The sequence below is a fragment of the Delftia tsuruhatensis NBRC 16741 genome (assembly GCF_001571325.1).
GTDB classification, from domain to species: domain Bacteria; phylum Pseudomonadota; class Gammaproteobacteria; order Burkholderiales; family Burkholderiaceae_C; genus Comamonas; species Comamonas tsuruhatensis.
The window spans coordinates 1-17,483 of record NZ_BCTO01000022.1 but is presented as its reverse complement, the minus strand read 5'-3'; the positions used below and the strand labels follow the sequence as shown (position 1 = coordinate 17,483).

Sequence of the window (17,483 nt, the reverse complement as noted above, 5' to 3'; positions counted from 1 at the left end):
ATTCAGATGTCGGCCAGCGCGCCTTGACTGGCGGGACTGGCCGATGCAGCCGCCACCGGCTGCGCCCCGTCTTGCGGCAGGACCATGCGGCCGGCCTCCATGCGCACGATGCGGTCGGCCAGGTGGAAGTAGCGATCGTCATGGGAGATGACCACCAGCAGGTGGCCCCTGGCGCGCAGCTCGGGCAGCAGCTCGGTGTAGAACAGGTGGCGGAAGCTCGGGTCCTGGTCGGCCGCCCATTCGTCGAAGACCAGCACGGGCCGGCCCTCCAGATAGGCGTGGACCAGGGCCAGGCGCTTGCGCTGGCCGGTGGACAGGTCGATGGTGCTGAAGCTGCCGTTGCGCACGCTGACCTTGTGGGCGATCTCCAGCCGCTGCAGGTAGGGCAGCGCGGCCTCGGGCAGCGCGGCGGCCTGGCCCTCTTCGCCGCCGGCCACCAGGTCCTCGAACAGGTAGAAGTCCGAGAACACCGTGGTGAACAGCTGGCGGTAGTCGTCGCGCGTCTGCGCCGTGACGGGCTGGCCGTCGTGCAGGATCTCGCCCTGCTGGGGCGCATACAGGCCCAGCAGCAGCTTGATCAGCGTGGTTTTGCCCGAGCCGTTGTCGCCCACCACAAAGACCAGTTCGCCCTTGCCCAGCTTCAGGTCGATGGGGCCGATCTCGAAGGCCTTGCCGCCTTCGGGCGCATCGAAGGCATAGCGCACGCCCCGCAGCTCCAGGCCGCGGTCCAGGCGGACCTCGCCGGGCGGGCTGTCCAGGTGCAGGTGCGGCTCGGGGCTGGCAAAGCGCGCCGACAGGTCGGCAATGCGCTGCAGCGCCACCTTGGCACGGCCCAGGTTGGGCAGCGCGCCCGCGATCTGGTCCATGGGGCCCTTGAGGAACAGCAGCACCAGCACGAAGCCGCTGAGCACCACGGGCTCGGTGGTGCGCAGCGCGGCCCAGCCCAGGATGAGGGCGATCAACAGAAAGAACAGCGCCGAACCGAAGGCCGTGGCCAGCACATAGGTGTTGATGGCGCGGCTGTTGATGCGGCGGATGGCATCCACGGTGGAGCCGATCTGCCCGTCGAAGATGCGGCCCCGGCGCGCGCGGTGCATGCGCAACTCCTTGGCGCCTTCGCTGATGGCGCGGTAGGCCTTGTGCAGCACTTCCTCGTGATCGCGCGCCTTCCAGAACCCCGCCACGCCGCGCGACTGGGCCAGCGCCTGCAGGCTGACGCCCAGCACCAGCGCCACCACCAGCATGGCAAACAGCGGCGGCGACAGCAGGGCCAGATAGGCCAGGCAGCCCAGCGCAATGGCCAGGGCGATCACGTTGGAGGCCAGCACGAAGGCCACGTCGCTGATCATGTCCACGTCCTGCGTGAGCACGGGCATGAGGCGGTGCGTGCGGTAGCGCTCCAGCGCGTCGATGGGCGCGGCCAGGATCTTGCTGGCCAGCTCCTTGCGCAGCCGGGCCACCAGGCGCTGCCCCACGAAATTGCCCGACATGTCGGACGCGGCCCGGCACACCAGCACGGTGGCGCACAGGGCGATGAAGGTCAGCAGCAGCCCGCCGGCCAATCCGCCTGGGCGGTTGAGCACCTGGTTGATGGTCGCCAGCAGCGCCACCGTGGCCCCACCCGCGCAAATGCCCGTGACCACGGACAGGGCCATCCACGGCAGGAAGGGCCTGAGCAGGCGCAGTACCTCGGAGGGCGGTCGGCTGGCGTTTTCCATAAGGGATTCCTCTGGCGCCCATGGGCGCATGACCTTGCAATGCCGGCGCGGCCCGGCGTTTTCCTGGGGATGCGGCGCACGACGCACGCTGCCCACTCCCTGCAAGACGTGCGAGCGCGGGAAATGTTCATCGTCCCGGCGATGAACAAATTCCGCCGCCCAGCGTCATCACGGGGAAGGGGCAGCGCGGGCGCCATGCCCTGCATCGGCCCGCCCTGCCTTGTCTGCCGCACACCCGAAGGACGCCATGGCTCTCCACCCCGACCTGCAAGCATTTCTCGAACTCGCCAACGCCCAGGCATCCAGCCGCCCGCGCATGAGCCAGATGACGGCAGCGCAGGCGCGCGCCGCCTACGACAACGCCACGCTGGCGCTGGACCTGCCGGGCGACGATCTGCCCACCGAGGACCTGGATCTGCCCACGCGCGACGGCGCGCGTATCCGTGCCCGGTTCTACCGCGCAGCCCCTGGACACACAGCCGCGCCCTGCCTGCTGTTCCTTCACGGCGGCGGCTATGTGCTGGGCGGGCTCGACTCGCATGACAGCCTGTGCCGCAGCCTGGCGCTGGGCACGCCCTGCAATGTGCTGGCCATCGACTACCGGCTGGCGCCAGAGCACCGCTTTCCCACCGCCTTCCTCGACGCACAGGACGCCCTGGCCTGGCTGCTGGAGCACGGCGGCCGCCATGGCCTGGACGCGCAGCGCCTGGCCATTGGCGGCGACAGCGTCGGGGGCACGCTGGCCACGGCCCTGTGCATCGCCGCGCGCGACGCGGGCATGCCCCAGCCCTTGCTGCAGTTGCTGCTCTACCCCTGCACGGCAGCACGGCAGGACAGTGACTCGCATGCGCGCCTGGCCACCGGCCATCTGCTGGAAGGTGACACCCTGGCCTGGATGTTCGGCCAATACCTGCGCAGCGATGCGGACCGGCAGGACTGGCGCTTTGCCCCGCTGCAGGCATCCGACCTGGGCCGGCTGGCCCCCACGCTGATGGTGCTGGCCGAGTACGACCCGCTGATCGACGAAGGAAAGCGCTATGCCGAGCGGCTGCAGGCCGCCGGCGTGGCCGTGGACCTGCAGATCTACGCCGGCATGGTCCATGACTTTGCGCGGCTGGGCGCCCTCACCGAAGAGACCGAGGTGCTGCGCGACCGGCTCTGCAAGGCACTGGCCCATGCCTTCCAGGCGGCCCGGATCCCGGCCCTGGCATGAACGGCCCTGGCATGAACATTTGCCGCGCCTGCACGTCATCCCGGTCATGAGGCTGCCTTGTGTCCCCTGCGTCCCTTGCGTCCCTTGTGCCCTTGCCCCCATCCGTGTCCCGCACGCGGGGCACTCCATCTGAAAGAGTCCACGTGCGTCCAGCCGAAGCCACCGCTACACCGTCACCGGACGCCTCCGGCGCCAGCTACCTCGCCCATGCAGGCGCCGAGACGATCAGCGTCTTCGGCGATGGACAGCGGCTGCGCCTGGAGCGTTCGGGGTCCGTGGATTCCGGCAGGCCCGGCAAGCACAGTCTCTGGAACCTGTCACCCGCGGCCGCGCCAGGCCTGCTGCGGCTGCAATGGATGGGGCCCTGCTCGGGCATGCCCGAAGCGGATGAACTGCTGGCCGCGCTGCAGGCCGGCTTTGGCCTGCATCCCGATGCGCAAGCCATCGAACTGTCCCTGCCCCGCCTGCCACCGGGCCTGCGCGACAGCATTGCCACAGTGCAGCCGGGCCAGGCCCCGTGCGTGGCAAGAAGCGTGCTGTGGCAGCAGCCCCTGTGGCTGCCCCGCCCGCGCCCACCCTATGCGCTGCACTACACGATCAGCGAAGGCCGGCGCCACCCCGTGCGCCTGCACAAGCCGCGCGGCGAGGTCTACCGCCGCTTCATCCCCTGGCTGGGCCGCACGCTGAGCTTTCGCACCGTGGAGCCCGAGGCCGACCTGCCCCTCATCCACCGCTGGATGAACGACCCGGTCGTCGCGCATTTCTGGGAGGAAAGCGGCGACCTTGCCCACCACCGCGCCTACCTGCAGCGCATGGCCGGCGACCCGCATGCGCTCGGCCTCATCGGCTGCTTCGATGGCGAGCCCTTCGGCTACTTCGAGGCCTACTGGGCCAAGGAAGACCGCATCGCCCCCTTCTATGACGCGGGCGACCATGACCGGGGCTGGCATGCGCTGGTGGGGGAGGCGCGGTTTCGCGGCCAGCCCTACTTGACGGCCTGGCTGCCCTCGCTGTCGCACTACCTCTTTCTGGACGACTGCCGCACGCAGCGCATCGTCGTGGAGCCGCGCGCCGACAACCGCAAGATGCGCAAAAGCCTGCCGCGCTGCGGCTATGCGCTGGTCAAGGAATTCGACTTCCCGCACAAGCGCGCCGTGCTGGGAGTGCTGCTCAGGGAACGCTTTTTCGCAGACGCCTTGTGGATACCGCAGACCGACGCAGCCGCGCCGGACGCACTGGACGCATCGACCCAATGAAAGGACCTTCCATGCAAACCCACCCGCTGATCGGCATCGGCTTCGGCCCCTCCAACATTGCCCTGGCCATCGCCCTCAAGGAGCGCGAAACCACGGCGCGGGCCATGCACCCCGTCTTCATCGAAAAGCAGCCGCGCTTCGCCTGGCACAAGGACATGCTGCTGGAGCAGGCCCACATGCAGGTGTCCTTCCTCAAGGACCTGGCCACGCTGCGCAATCCCACCAGCCGCTTCACCTTCATCAACTACCTGCACGAGAAGGGCCGGCTGCAGGACTTCATCAACCTCAAGACCTTCTTTCCCAGCCGCCACGAGTTCAACGACTACCTGGCCTGGGCCGCCTCCAAGTTCGAGGACCGCTGCGTCTACGGCCAGGAAGTCATCGAGGTGCTGCCTGAAAAACGCGACGGCAAGGTGGAGCTGCTGCGCGTGCGCTCGCGCGATGCGGCCGGCAACGTGCATGAGCGCCTGGGCCAGAACCTGGTCATGAGCATCGGCGGCACGCCCAGCATTCCCGAGCAGTTCAAGCCCCTGCGCGGCGATGCGCGCGTCTTCCACTCCAGCGCCTACCTGCGCAGCATTGCCGAGCATGCCAGGCCGCTGCGCATCGCCGTCGTGGGCGCGGGCCAGAGCGCCGCCGAAATCTTCATGGACCTGCACGGCCGCTACGCCAAGGCCGAGATCGACCTGGTCATGCGCGCCCGCTCCATCCGCCCCTCGGACGACAGCCCCTTCGTCAACGAAATCTTCAACGCCGACTTCGTGGACCATGTCTACAGCCGCCCGCACGACGAGCGCGGCGCCCTGCTGCGCGAGTTCTGGCACACCAACTACGCCTGTCCCGACCTGGAGCTGATCGAGAGCATCTTCAAGGTGTTCTATGAACAGAAGGTCGTCGGCGACACGCGCCACCGCTTCCTGCGCCGCCACGAGGTGCAGGACGTGCGCGCTGCCAGCGACGGCATCCACCTGGGCCTGCGCGACCTCAACAGCGGCATCGACCATGCATCGCGCTACGACGTGGTGGTGCTGGCCACCGGCTATGCGCGCGAGCACCACAAGACCCTGCTGGACCCGCTGGCCCCCTACCTGGGCGACTTCTCCGTGAGCCGCGACTACCAGGTGCACACCACGCCGGACTTTCGCCCCGCCATCTTCCTGCAGGGCGCCTGCGAGGACTCCCACGGCCTCAGCGACACCCTGCTGTCGGTCACCTCGGTGCGCACCGGCGAAATCGGCGACGCCCTGCTGGCAGCGCAAGCCCAAAGACCCGATGTTGCGCGCACAGAACAGCTGGCGCTGCAGGACTGAAAGATCGCACCGGGCATGATGGCGCACGAATCTCCCATGCCATAATTTGAATGCAAACCATTTGCATTTGAATTCGAATCACCTGCGCCGCTGAATCCCATACCCGCTGCTGCACCGCCCCGGCCCTGGCCGGGGTTGCGGCATCCGGTAGGCCCATCTCTGTACGGACCCAGGGGTTCCAACCCATCGCCCTTGCGGAAAGGCAGGTATCCGGATGCGTGACCTGATCCAGGAACTCGTGGCTCACTATGGCGATCTGCGCCGCCAGCTCACGCGCGATCTCCGGGATCCGCACTATGCGGCCGACATCGCGCAATCGAGCTTCGAGCGGGTCTATGTGCACGCCCTGGGCCTGCGCAGCGGCAAGAAGGCCGAGGCGCTGCCCGATGCCGACATCGAATCCCCGCGCGCCCTGCTGTTTCGCGTGGCACGCAACCTGTGCATAGACGATGCGCGCAAGCGCAAGACCTCCCAGGACTGGACGCGCCAGCAAATGGCGGTGCAGCACAGTGCGCCCTCCAGCGAAACCCTGGCCGCCCAGCGCCAGATCCTGGACCGCGTCGTCCAGGCGCTGGAAAGCCTGCCGCCGCGCCGGCGCGAAGCCTTCATCCTCTTTCGCGCCCATGGCTACACGCGCGCGGAAATCGCCGATCAGCTCAACATCACCGAAATGGCCGTCGCCAAGCACATGGTGCGCGCCACGCTGGACTGCTCGCGCGTGCTGGCCCAGCTGCGCTCCGAGCTGATCGAGGACCATGCGCTGGGCAGCGTCATGGATTTCGACAACAGTACACTGACCGACGACGCATCCTGACCCCCCTTTCCATGGCAAGTGCACCTAGCGAGCGCATGGTCGAGCATGCGCTGACGCTGATCGTTCAAAGCGAAATCGCTCCCGACCCGGTGGCCCACCAGGCGCGCCTGACCCTGGGCGAATGGCGCGGGAAATCAGCCCGGCACGATGCCGCCGCGCGCGAGGCGCACCTGCGCTGGAACATGCTCGGCGGCCTGTCCGGCGGACTGCGCGAGCAATTCCAGGAAACCGCCCTGCTGGCGGACAGCGCCTCGCGCTCCACCCAGACCGTCCGGCGCCGCAAGCTGCTGCTGTCGTTTGCAGGGCTGCTGGGCACCGGCGCGCTGGCCGGCCGGGGCGCCTACTGGTACTGGCAGCAGCCCCTGCACACCTCGGCCTATGCCACGCGAAACTCGCAGATGCTCAAGGTCACGCTGGCCGACGGCAAGGCGCCGCTGCAGGCCAGCCGCATCGAGCTGGCGCCCCAGAGCGCCATTGCCGTGACGCTCTACCGCCAGCGCCGCAGCGTATCCATGTCGCGCGGGGAAGCGCGATTCGAAGTGGCCTCGGACCCCGACCGCCCCTTCGAGGTCATCACGCGCGAGGCGCGCATCGAGGTCGTGGGCACGGTGTTCACCGTGCGCGACCGTGGCGGCACGGTCACGGTGGGCGTGGAGCATGGCCATGTCAGGGTCCGCGTGCTGGGCAGGGATGCGCAGGATCCGGCGACCGAGGCGGCGGCCACGCTGGACCTGCTGCCAGGCCAGGTGGTGGACATCCGCAATGGCCAGCCCGAGGCCGTGCGCCAGGCCGATGCCGCCACGCTGTCCGCCTGGCGCGAAGGCTGGCTGGTCTTCGAGAACACCCCGCTGGCCGAGGCCCTGGCCACCGTCAACGCCTACCGCACCCAGCCCATCGAAGCCGCCGATGCGCGCGTGGCCGCGCTGCGCCTGACGGGGCGCTTTCGCGCCAATGACTCGGCCGGCCTGCTGGCCGTGCTGCCCTCCATCCTGCCGCTGAGGGTGCGCGCGCAGGCCGATGGCAGCGTGCAGCTGCAGGCGCTCTGAACGGCGCCTTCGGTTCCCCGACAAAGAAAAGGCCACGGCCGGATCGCTCCAGCCGTGGCCCATGGCCCATGCCCGCTTACCAGCGATAGGTGGCCGTGCCGATCACCTTGCGGGGCTCGCCGTAGAAGCAGCCGTAGGAGCAGCTGGCGATATAGGTCTTGTCGGTCAGGTTGGTGAGGTTCAGGGCGAAGCGCCAGGGTCCGGTGGTGTAGCTGACCATGGCATCCACCAGGGTGAACGCCGGCAGCGAGACGGGAACGCCATAGGCCAGGCCGCGTGTCTGGCCCAGGTACCTGGCGCCCATGCCCACCTTGAGGCCGGCAAGCCCGAAGTCGCCAAAGCTGTAGTCGCCCCACAGCGATATCTGGTTGTAGGGCACGCCGATGGAGCGCTTGCCCAGCTCGTCCGGCTGCAGGGGGCTTGCCTGCGTGGTGCGCGCATCCGTGTAGGCATAGGCGGCAATGATGTTCACATTGCGGCCGATGGAGCTTCGCGCCTCCAGCTCGAAGCCGCGGGAGCGGACTTCACCGGCCTGTATGTTGAACGCCCTGCTGGCGTCCTGGGGATCGGGCACGAGCAGGTTCTGGCGGGTGAGCTGGAAGACCGCCGCCGAAACCATGGCCCTGGAGCCGCTGGGCTGGTAGCGGACACCGGCCTCGTACTGCTGCCCCGTCGTGGGCTTGAACCGCGATCCAAGGCGGTCCTGGCCCTGGGTGGGCTCGAAGGACTCGCTGTAGCTGAAGAAGGGGGCAAGGCCATTGGCGGCGAGATAGACCACGCCCACCCGGCCCGTGAAGGCCGAGCTTTTCTCATTGGCCGCGCTCACGTCCCCGGTGAAGAAGTTCGTCTCGTTGAAGCGGACCTTGTCATAGCGGCCGCCCAGCAGAACCACCCACTTGTCATCGATCTTGATCTGGTCCTGCGCATAGATGCCGAGGCGCTTGTAGTCGTTCTTCCAGGACGATCGGTAGTAGGGGGAGACAGGGCCCACCGGCTTGCCGTAGACCGGGTTGAAGACATCGAGGTCGGCGGCCTGCTGTTCATAGCGCTCGGTCTCGTGCTTTGGCAGGGCGTAGTCGAAGCCCACCAGCATGGTGTGCTTGATGCGGCCCTGGTCCAGCTGGTACTGCAGCGAGGTATCGGTCACGAAGGCCGACGAGCGGTCCCAGCGCGGCTGGTAGTAGCGCTCCACCACCGAGCGCTGGTCGGCGGACAGGCCCCAGCCGTCCGTGCTGAAGTAGCTGCTCTTTGCGTTGTAGTAGCGCATGCTGTTCCTGAGCTTGAGCTTCTCGGAAAAGGCATGTTCGAAGAGATAGCCGATGGAGTAGCGGTCCAGATCGAATTTGTCCCGCCCCGCCTCTCCGATGAAGCGGTTGCGGGGAATCTGTCCATTGATGTTGGGCAGCAGGGTGCCGTAGGCGGGCAGCCCGTAGACGTAGGTGGTGCGGTCCTTCTGGACCTCGGCCAACAGTGTCAGCGAGGTATTCGCATCGGGCTGCCACTTGAGCGATGGGGCGACATAGGTTCTGTCATCGGGGACACGGTCGATGAAGCTGTCGCTGTCGCGCTTGAGCGCCACCAGCCGGTAGGACCATTTGCCCTCGTCGTCCAGGGCACCCGCAAAATCACCCGAGACCTGCCTGCGCCCGAAGCTTCCGGCGTCGATGTTCAGCTCCCGGATTTTTTCCGTGGTGGGCCGCTTGCTCACGGTGTTGACCACGCCGCCCGGGGAGACCGAGCCGAAAATCACCGAAGAGGCGCCCTTGAGCAGCTCGATGCGCTCCAGGCCGTAGGGCTCCTGCCGTCCGTCGTAGATGTTGGCCGTGAACAGGCTGCCGTCCCGGTACATGCCCGTGGTGCGGAATCCGCGCAGGTACAGGCTGTCCGAGGTACGGTCCAGGCCCTCGGCGCGGGTGACGCCGGCGGCGTAGCCCAGCGCATCCTGCAGGCTTTGCGACTTCAGCGTCTCGATCTCCTGGGCACCGATGACCGTGATGGACTGCGGTGTCTCCAGGATGGGCGTATCGGTCTTCGTGCCCGTTGAGCTGCGCCGGGCGACATAGCCCTGCACGGGGCCGGTTGCGGTTTCGCTGTCCGTGACGTTGATGGTCGGCAAGGTCGCGCCGGAGACCGCGGGACGGCGGATGGCGAAGCCTCCGTTGTTCGTCCTGATGGCTTCCAGGGACGTGCCGGCCAGCAGCTCCCGCAAGGCCTGCTCCGATGTCAGGCGGCCGTTGACGGCGCGGGAACTGAGCCCGGTCACCAAGTCGCCTGCGGCAAACATCTGGGTTCCCGCCTGGCGGGACAGCTCGTTGATGGCCGAAGCCAGGGCCTGGGCCGGCACATGGATATCGAACACTTGGGCAGCCTCCTGCCCTGTGGCCTGGGCCACCGCCTCGGTGCTCCAGAACGAGACGGAACCAAAGGCCGTGGCAAGGGCCAGGCTCAGCAGATGTTGACGGGGCAAGGAACGCATGGCTGAAGAATTTCCAAAGGCATTGAATGAGACTGGTTACCAACCGAGCGCGGACCTCGGCGCTGGTTGTTGTGCATTCCAAAGACGTTCTGCGCAGAAAAATGGAGACAAGGTGTAACCCCGATTTCACGAAAAAACCGGGATGGACGGGGGCGTCCTGCCCCCGTCCCCGGCGCCCGTCAGTCCAGCGCGTACTCCAGCGCCAGGGCATCCAGGATTTCAGCCGTCAGCCCCTCGTTCCTCATGATGGCGTAGTGGTCGGCGCGGATCACCGCGCCCTCTGCCCTGTCGACCCCCTCGGCCCCCTCCTGGCGCAGCTGGTGCGCGAGCCGCAGCCGGTGCCCGGCCGCGGTTTCATCGCTCCACCAAAGGCTTGCCGCCGCTTGCACGGGCGCCAGGGCCTGCGCCTGCAGCGCCAGGTGCTTCAGGTGCAGGGTGGTCAGAAAGGCCTGGGCCAGGTCGGCGCCGTCCATGCAGGCATGGCCGCTGGGTCCTCCCGGTCCCTGCCTTGACGCATCACGGCCCAGCGCGGCAGCCAGCAGATCGGCGCGGGGCGGCACCGATGCATCGATGTCCGCAAGGTCCTCGATGCGCGCCAAGGGCAGCATCTGCGAGACAAAGAGCCGGAAGTCATCCCACCACGACGGGGACCCGGCCGCATCGCCAGCAGGCACGAACGGGTCCACCAGTCCCAGGAAACCCACCGTCTGTCCCTGGGCTTCGAGCCGGGCTGCGATCAGGGCCGCCAGGCTGCCGCCCAGGGACCAGCCGAGCAGGTGGTAGGGGCCGGCGGGCTGTACCTGCCTCACCATCGCGCAGTAGTCGTCGGCCATCTGCTCCAGCGAGCGGTCGCGGTAGCCGGGATCGCCCAGGCTGCGGCAGGGTATGGCGTGGACGGTGCGCCGGTCCTGCAATGCCCGCGCCAGCGGCTGGTAGTCAAACACCGTGCCGAACCCGGCATGCACGCAAAACAGCGGTGGCGCGGCTTCACACACGGCGTTGAGCGCCACGACGCCCCCAACTCCACCGGCGCCGGCTGAGCGAAGCTCCAGCAGGCCGGCAATGGTCGGCCGCTGCAGCAGGTCGCGCAGCTTGAAGTCCAGCTGCGGATCGCCCAGCTTGCGCACCTTGGCGTGCATCCTGAGGCTGAGCAGGGAGTCCCCGCCCAGTTCGAAGAAGTTGTCGGTCTCGCCCACGCGTTCCACGCCAAGCACCTCCTGCCAGATGCGGGCCAGCGCCATGGCCGACGCTGTGGACGGTGGCACGTGAACCCGCCCGGCATCTGCCTGCGGCAGCGGCAGCGCACCACGGTCAAGCTTGCCGCTGACCAGTCTTGGCAAGGCGGGCAGGACCAGCGTATGGGCCGGCAGCATGTAGTCGGGCAGGTGCTCGCCTGTCTGCTGGCGGATGCGCTGGACCAGGGTCTGCGCGGCGGTGCCCTCCTCCCCCACCACATAGGCCACCAGCTGCTTGCCTGTACCGGCATCCTGGACCAGCACGGCGGCATCGACCACGCCGGGCACGGCCCGGACGGCCTTCTCGACCTCGCCCAGCTCGATGCGAAAGCCCCGGATCTTGACCTGGTGGTCGGCCCGGCCGATGTACTCGATGTTGCCGTCCGGCATCTCGCGCACCAGGTCCCCCGTGCGGTACAGGCGGCCGCCACCGTCGTCGAAGGGGTCGGCGACGAAGCGCTCGGCCGTCAGGCCGTGGCGCGACAGATAGCCGCGCGCCAGGCCGTAGCCGCCGATGTACAGCTCGCCCACGACGCCGTGCGGCACCCGGTGCAGGTCGGCATCCAGGATGTGCACCGTGCGCTCGCCCACCGGCCGGCCAATGGGGGCGTAGGCGCAGTCGAAGGTCTCGCTGGCCTCGGCCTTCCAGATCAGCGGCGTCACCACCGTCTCGGTGGGGCCGTAGCCGTTGATGAGCAGGCGCGGGCGCAGGCTCTGGCGCACCTTGTCGTAGGCGGCCTTGGGCATGGCCTCGCCACCGAAGACATACAACTCCACCGGCGGCGGCTCCTGCGACTGCTCTGCGGCCCAGTCCGCGATCTGCGCCAGATAGGCCGGAGGGAACGCGGCATTGGAGATGCCATGGTGGCGCAGGGCCTCGCAGGCCTGCTCCGCCGTCCACATCTGCGGCTCGCGCAGCACCAGGCCGGCGCCGATGCTCAGCGCCGTCAGCCAGCGCTCATGCGCGCCGTCGAACGAGAAGGACATGAAATGCAGCTCGCGCGAGTTCGCCCGCATGCCGTAGATCCCGGCCGTGGCCGCGCAGTGCATGGCCAGCGGCCCGTGCTCGACCACCACGCCCTTGGGCTGCCCGGTCGAGCCCGAGGTGTAGATCACATAGGCCAGGTCGCGCTCGTGCACGGCATGGGCCGGCGCCGCGTTGCAGGCCTGGGTGAAGTCCACCTCCTCGGCCACCACCAGATGGGCCACGGCCGGCGTGCCCAGCTTGTGCAGCGCCGCCCTGTGGGCGATCAGGTGGGAGGCACCGCTGTCTGCCAGCATGAACCTCTGGCGTTCGGCCGGCGACGCAGGGTCCAGGGGCAGGTAGGCCGCTCCGGCCTTGAGCACGGACAGCAGGCAGATCACCATTTCCAGCGAACGCTCCATGGCGATGCCGACGATGGCGCCGCGCCCCACGCCGGCCTGCACCAGGCGGTTGGCGAAATGGTTGCTGCGCGCCTGCAGCTCGCCATGGCTGATGGTTTGCTCGCCCATGACCAGCGCCACCGCGCCGGGGTCCCGGCGCGCCTGCAGCGCCATGCAGGCATGCACGGGCAGGAACGGCGGGCGGCAGGCATCCGTGCCCGTGCCTGTGCCCGCCGGCCCATCGCGGCCGGGCTCGGGCAGCAAGGCGATGTCCCGCAGGCAGTGCATGCCCTCGCTCGCCATGGACTCCAGCACCTGCACCAGTTGCCGCAGCAGGGCCTGCACGGTGTCATCGCCGAAGCTGCTCTTCTGGTAGATCATCTTGAGCGACAGCACATCGCCCAGCCGCACCTCCAGGTCCATGGGATAGGAGGTCACATCGATGGCATGCGTCACCGCAAACCGCAGATGCGGGTCGTCATGCGCGGACAGCACGGCATCCATGGGGTAGTTCTCGAACACCAGGATGCTGTCGAACAGGCCGCGCTGGCCCTTGCCCGCCCAGCGCTGGATGTCCGAAAGCGACGTCTGCTCATGCTCGCGCGAGGCCAGGTTCTGAGCCTGCAGCGTGCGCAGCCAGGGGCCCAGCTCCAGCGCGCCGTCGCAGGCCACGACCACCGGCAAGGTGTTGATGAACAGCCCCTGCATTCTTTCCACGCCGGCCAGCTCGGGCGGGCGGCCTGCCACCGTGGCCCCGAAGGCCACCGTGGCCTGGCCCGTGTACCGCGCCAGCACCAGCGACCATGCGGCCTGCACCAGGGTGTTGGCCGTCACGCGCTCGCGCTGGGCAAACTCCACCAGCTGCTGCGTGGCACCGGCATCCAGCGCGGCGCCGGCCTCGTGGTGCCCCTGCCGGGCTGCAGGCAAGGCACCAGGCCGGACAGCAGGCCGGGCAAGGGCATCCACCAGCAAGGAGGGCTCGTGCAGCGGCTGCACCAGGCGCCTCCAGTAGGCCTCGCTGGCCCCGTGGTCCAGGCCTTGCAGCCATGCGATGTAGTCGCGGTAGCTGGTGTCCACGGGCTCCACGGCAATGCCCTTGTAGTCGCGCAGCACCTCGCCCAGCAGGCTCGATGAACTCCATCCGTCCGTGAGCAGGTGGTGGGCGGTCCATATGCAGTGGTGGCTGCCATCGGACACGCGCACCAGGGCCAGCCGCATCAGCGGCGGCTTCCTGAGGTCGAAGGCCGCGAACTGCCCGGCGGCCAGGGCATCCAGGGCCCCAGCCACATCCTCGCTGTGCCGGCAGTCATGCTCGGTGATGTCCAGCAGGACCTGCCTGGCCACCCATTGCAGCGGCAGGGACGCATCGGCCAGGAAGCCGCTGCGCAGCACGGCATGGCGGTCCAGCACCGCCTGCCAGGCCTTTCGGAAACGCGCGGCATCCAGGCCATGCGCGTCGATGCGCAGCTGGGTGACATAGGACAGCCCCGAGGGATCGGACAGGCTGTGGAACAGCATGCCCGACTGCATGGGAGACAGCGGATAGAGGTCCGCCAGATTGCCCGCAGGCAGGGCCAGGCCGTCCAGTTGCGCCTGCGTGATCCTCGCCAGCGGGAAGTCCGAGGGCGTCACCCCCTGCGCGCCGCTCAGGCAGTGGTCGATCAGCCCTTCCAGTTCCTGCCGGTAGCGCCCCATCCAGGCCTGCACATCGGCGGTGTCGTGGCGGGCCGTGCTGAAGGCGGCCGTCATCACCAGCTCGCCGTCGTAGACGCGGCCATTGATGGTGAACTCGTGCGACAGCGGCGCCGAGGCGTCGGCCGGCATGCCGCTGCCCTCTGCAGCCGGCAGCCATTGAGCCGCGCTGTCAAAGCTTGCGTCGAACTGCCCCAGGTAGTTGAAGACCAGGCTGGCCTGGGGCAAGGCCTGCATGGCCTGCCTTTGCTGCGCCGTGCCCAGGTACTTGAGCACGCCATGGCCCAGGCCGTGCAGCGGCACCTCGCGCAGGCTTTGCTTGACGCGCTTGAGCGCGTCGCCAGGGCCTGTGCCCGCATCGAGCGCCACCGGGAAGACGCTGGTGAACCAGCCCACGGTGCGCGAGACGTCCACGCCGGCCGACAGCTCCTCGCGGCCATGGCCCTCCAGGTCCACGAGGATGCGCTGCTGCCCGCTCCACGCGCACAGGGCGCGCCCCAGGGCGGCCAGCAGGATGTCGTTGATCTGCGTCCTGTAGGCCGCCGGCGCGCGGCTGATCAGGGCCTCGGTGCGCTCGCGGTCCAGCCGCAGCTCGACGCTGGACTGCCATGCCAGGGTGTTGGCCCCCTCGGGGCGGGCACAGGGCAGGACGGCCGGCACCTGGGCGAGCGCCTGCCAGAAGGCCAGCTCGCCGCCGCATTGCGCGGCATGGGCCTGCAGCGCCTGCGACCAGCGCTGGTAGCTGGCGGTCTTGTGGACCCTGGCGGGCTCCAGGCCCTGCAGCCGGCTGGCATAGGCCGAACGCAGGTCTTCGAGCAGGATGCGCCAGGAGACCCCATCGACGACCAGGTGGTGGGCCACCAGCAGCAGGCGCCAGCTGCCGTCGCCCACCTCGATGCACAGCCCGCGCAGCAGCGGCCCGTGGACGATGTCCAGGCTGCGCTGCGCCTGTTCGCACAAGTCCTCGATCGCGCCGGCATCCCGCGCCTGGCGCACCCACAGCAGGGCCTGCAGGTCGGCCTCGGACGGGCTTGCGTAGGCCTGCTCCCAGGCGCCCTGCGCCGTGGGGCGAAAGCGCAGGCGCAGGCTGTCGTGCCGGGCCAGCAGGTCGGCCAGGGCCTGGCGCAGCGGCGCAGGCTGCAGCGGCTGCATGCTGCGCAGCAGCAGGGCCTGGTTCCAGTGGGATCGCTGCGGCACGTCCGTTTCGAAGAACTCCGCCTGAATGGGCAGCAGGGGAACGCTCCCTTGGACCGGGGTCTCCTGCTCCACGGCCTCGTCCTGCACGGGCTCGGCCACACGCGCCAGCTCGGCAATGCTTTGCCGCTCGAACAGCTGCCGTGGCGACAGCTTCCAGCCGAAGCGGCGCAGGCGCGAGACGATCTGCAGGCTCAGGATGGAATCGCCGCCCAGCGCGAAGAAGTTGTCGCTGCGCCCCACCTGCTCCAGGCCCAGCACCTCGGCCCAGATACGGGCCAGCAGCGCCTCCAGTTCGCCCTCGGGCGCCTGGCTGGCGGCTGGCATGCCGAACGCGGGCAGGGCCTGCCGGTCCAGCTTGCCGTTGGCGTTCTGCGGCAACTGATCCAGCACCATGATGGCGCCCGGCACCATGTAGTCGGGCAGTACCGTGGCCAGGCGCTCGCGCATCTCCTGCTCGTCCAGGGTGCGCCCGCTGCGGGCAGACACATAGGCCAGCAGCCGCGTGCCCGCCGGGCCCTCGCCGGCCACGACCACGGCCTCGCGCACATCGTCCAGCGCCAGCAGTTGCGCCTGCACCTCGCCCAGCTCGATGCGCAGGCCGCGGATCTTGACCTGGTGGTCCACCCGCCCCAGGTACTCCAGCTGGCCCTGCGCATTCCAGCGCACCAGGTCGCCCGTGCGATAGAGTCTTGCGCCATCGCGGCCGAAGGGGTCGGCGACAAAGCGCTCCGCGCTGAGCCCTGCCCGGTTCAGGTAGCCGCGCGACAGCAGGGGCCCGCCTATGCACAGCTCGCCGGCCACGCCCAGGGGCACGGGGCGCATCCGGTCGTCCACCACCCACATGTGCCGGCCCGCCAGGGGCCGGCCTATGGGAAGGTCCTGGGGCACCGCGCCGGCGCCTTCCACCACGCCCGTGCAGTCGAAGAGGGAGGCCGTGACGGTGGCCTCGGTCGGGCCATAGGCATTGAGCAGCCTCACATGGCCCAGCCCGGCATCGCGCCAGGCCTGCAGGCCGGCGCCCGGCATGGCCTCGCCGCCCACATGCACCTGCCTGAGCCGCCCGTACCCGCGCAGGCCCTGGCGCGCGAAATCCTGGACCAGCAGCAGCCAGTAGGCGGTGGTCAGATCGGCCACGCTGATCTGCCTGGCCATGAGTTCCCTGTGGAAGGTGGCGCTGTCCCAGAGTTCGGGCCCGCGCAGCACCATGGCCGCGCCGGCCACCAGCGGCGCGAACAGCTGCTCGATGCAGCCATCGAAATTCAGCGTGGCGAACTGCAGCACGCGGTCCTGCGGCGACAGCGCGGCAAAGCCGACGGCCAGCTGCGCCTGCTCGGCCAGGCAGCGGTGGGAGATGCCCACGCCCTTGGGCCGTCCGGTGGAGCCCGAGGTGTAGATCACATAGGCCAGGCATTCGCCATGCACGGCGGCGCCGGGGTTGTGGTCGGGCCCCGGCATCGCGCCGATGGCATCCAGGTCCAGCGCCTTCACGCGACCGGCCACCTCCAGCCCCAGGCGGGACTGCGTGAGCAGGCAGGCCATGCCGCTGTCCTCGACCATGTGGGCCAGGCGCTCGGCCGGATAGCCGGGGTCCAGGGGCACATAGGCCGCGCCCGACTTGAGCACGGCCAGCACGGCCACCACCATCTCCACCGAGCGTTCCACCGCAATGCCCACGCGCACCTCCGCGCCCACCCCCTCGGCGATCAGGCGGTGCGCAAGGCGGTTGGCACGCCGGTTGAGCTGCGCATAGCTGATGCATTCGTCGCCAAAGACCAGGGCCGTGGCCTGGGGCTGCTCGTCCACCTGGTGCTCGAACAGCCTGTGCACCAGGGGCTGGGCGTCGCGGCGCGGCGGGTTGCATCCAGACTGCACCGATTGCGCCCATTGCGTCAGCTGCGCCCATTCATCCCGGTCCAGCAGCTCGATATCGCAGGCCGGCAGCGCGGGCGTTTCGGCCAGGGCCGCAACAATGCCTTCCACGGCGGCCAGCATGTAGGCGCACAGGCGCTGCGCGCCCACGGCCTTGCTGGCCTGCCCGACCAGGCGAAAGCCCTGGCCCAGGTCATCGATGGACATGTCCAGCGGGTAGTTGGTGCGCTCCTGCCCGCCCAGGGCCGTCATGCCTTCCCACGCGCCCGAGGCTGCGTCCGCTGCGGCGCCC

Annotated in this window: 8 protein-coding genes; 5 read left to right on the top strand and 3 right to left on the bottom strand. The window is 69.0% G+C overall.

The features are described 5' to 3' along the window. Positions 1-2: 2 nt before the first annotated feature. Entirely contained in the window at positions 3-1,718 is a 1,716-nt protein-coding gene (locus DTS01S_RS10520; RefSeq protein ID WP_061287691.1) for a cyclic peptide export ABC transporter, read from the bottom strand. 247 nt (positions 1,719-1,965) lie between these two features. Here DTS01S_RS10520 and DTS01S_RS10515 point away from each other — a divergent pair, with 247 nt between their 5' ends. The 5 genes from DTS01S_RS10515 to DTS01S_RS10495 all read left to right on the top strand — a co-directional run bounded on the left by DTS01S_RS10515 (position 1,966) and on the right by DTS01S_RS10495 (position 7,357). Then, positions 1,966-2,931, top strand: coding sequence for an alpha/beta hydrolase (locus DTS01S_RS10515; RefSeq protein WP_061287690.1), 966 nt, complete (start codon positions 1,966-1,968; stop codon positions 2,929-2,931). 143 nt (positions 2,932-3,074) lie between these two features. Continuing rightward, positions 3,075-4,187: a GNAT family N-acetyltransferase gene (locus DTS01S_RS10510; protein WP_061287689.1), complete on the top strand. Its 1,113-nt coding sequence runs from the start codon at positions 3,075-3,077 to the stop codon at positions 4,185-4,187. 11 nt (positions 4,188-4,198) lie between these two features. Continuing rightward, the gene (locus tag DTS01S_RS10505; RefSeq protein ID WP_061287688.1) at positions 4,199-5,497 is read left to right on the top strand and encodes a lysine N(6)-hydroxylase/L-ornithine N(5)-oxygenase family protein; all 1,299 of its coding nucleotides are present in this window, start codon (positions 4,199-4,201) and stop codon (positions 5,495-5,497) included. A 214-nt stretch (positions 5,498-5,711) separates the two neighbouring features. After that, a complete protein-coding gene (locus tag DTS01S_RS10500) occupies positions 5,712-6,311 on the top strand; it encodes an RNA polymerase sigma factor (protein ID WP_061287687.1) in 600 nt (199 codons plus the stop codon). A gap of 11 nt (positions 6,312-6,322) precedes the next feature. Beyond that, on the top strand, positions 6,323-7,357 hold the full coding sequence (locus DTS01S_RS10495) for a FecR family protein (protein WP_061287686.1): 1,035 nt from the start codon (positions 6,323-6,325) through the stop codon (positions 7,355-7,357). Positions 7,358-7,433: 76 nt separating this feature from the next. On the opposite strand, the gene DTS01S_RS10490 is transcribed toward DTS01S_RS10495, so the two are convergent. Both DTS01S_RS10490 and DTS01S_RS10485 read right to left on the bottom strand, forming a co-directional pair. Next, positions 7,434-9,833: a TonB-dependent siderophore receptor gene (locus tag DTS01S_RS10490; protein ID WP_061287685.1), complete on the bottom strand. Its 2,400-nt coding sequence runs from the start codon at positions 9,831-9,833 to the stop codon at positions 7,434-7,436. A gap of 179 nt (positions 9,834-10,012) precedes the next feature. After that, positions 10,013-17,443, bottom strand: a complete 7,431-nt coding sequence (locus tag DTS01S_RS10485; RefSeq protein WP_255247312.1) for a non-ribosomal peptide synthetase — start codon at positions 17,441-17,443, stop codon at positions 10,013-10,015. Between the last annotated feature and the right edge of the window lie 40 nt (positions 17,444-17,483).

What these genes read in the sequence shown, in the direction of transcription:
- DTS01S_RS10505 (WP_061287688.1), top strand. Translation starts at nt 4,199, where the DNA reads ATGCAAACCCACCCGCTGATCGGCATCGGCTTCGGCCCCTCCAACATT.
- DTS01S_RS10500 (WP_061287687.1), top strand. Translation starts at nt 5,712, where the DNA reads ATGCGTGACCTGATCCAGGAACTCGTGGCTCACTATGGCGATCTGCGC.
- DTS01S_RS10515 (WP_061287690.1), top strand. Translation starts at nt 1,966, where the DNA reads ATGGCTCTCCACCCCGACCTGCAAGCATTTCTCGAACTCGCCAACGCC.
- DTS01S_RS10490 (WP_061287685.1), bottom strand. Translation starts at nt 9,833, where the DNA reads ATGCGTTCCTTGCCCCGTCAACATCTGCTGAGCCTGGCCCTTGCCACG.
- DTS01S_RS10495 (WP_061287686.1), top strand. Translation starts at nt 6,323, where the DNA reads ATGGCAAGTGCACCTAGCGAGCGCATGGTCGAGCATGCGCTGACGCTG.
- DTS01S_RS10485 (WP_255247312.1), bottom strand. Translation starts at nt 17,443, where the DNA reads ATGACGGCCCTGGGCGGGCAGGAGCGCACCAACTACCCGCTGGACATG.
- DTS01S_RS10520 (WP_061287691.1), bottom strand. Translation starts at nt 1,718, where the DNA reads ATGGAAAACGCCAGCCGACCGCCCTCCGAGGTACTGCGCCTGCTCAGG.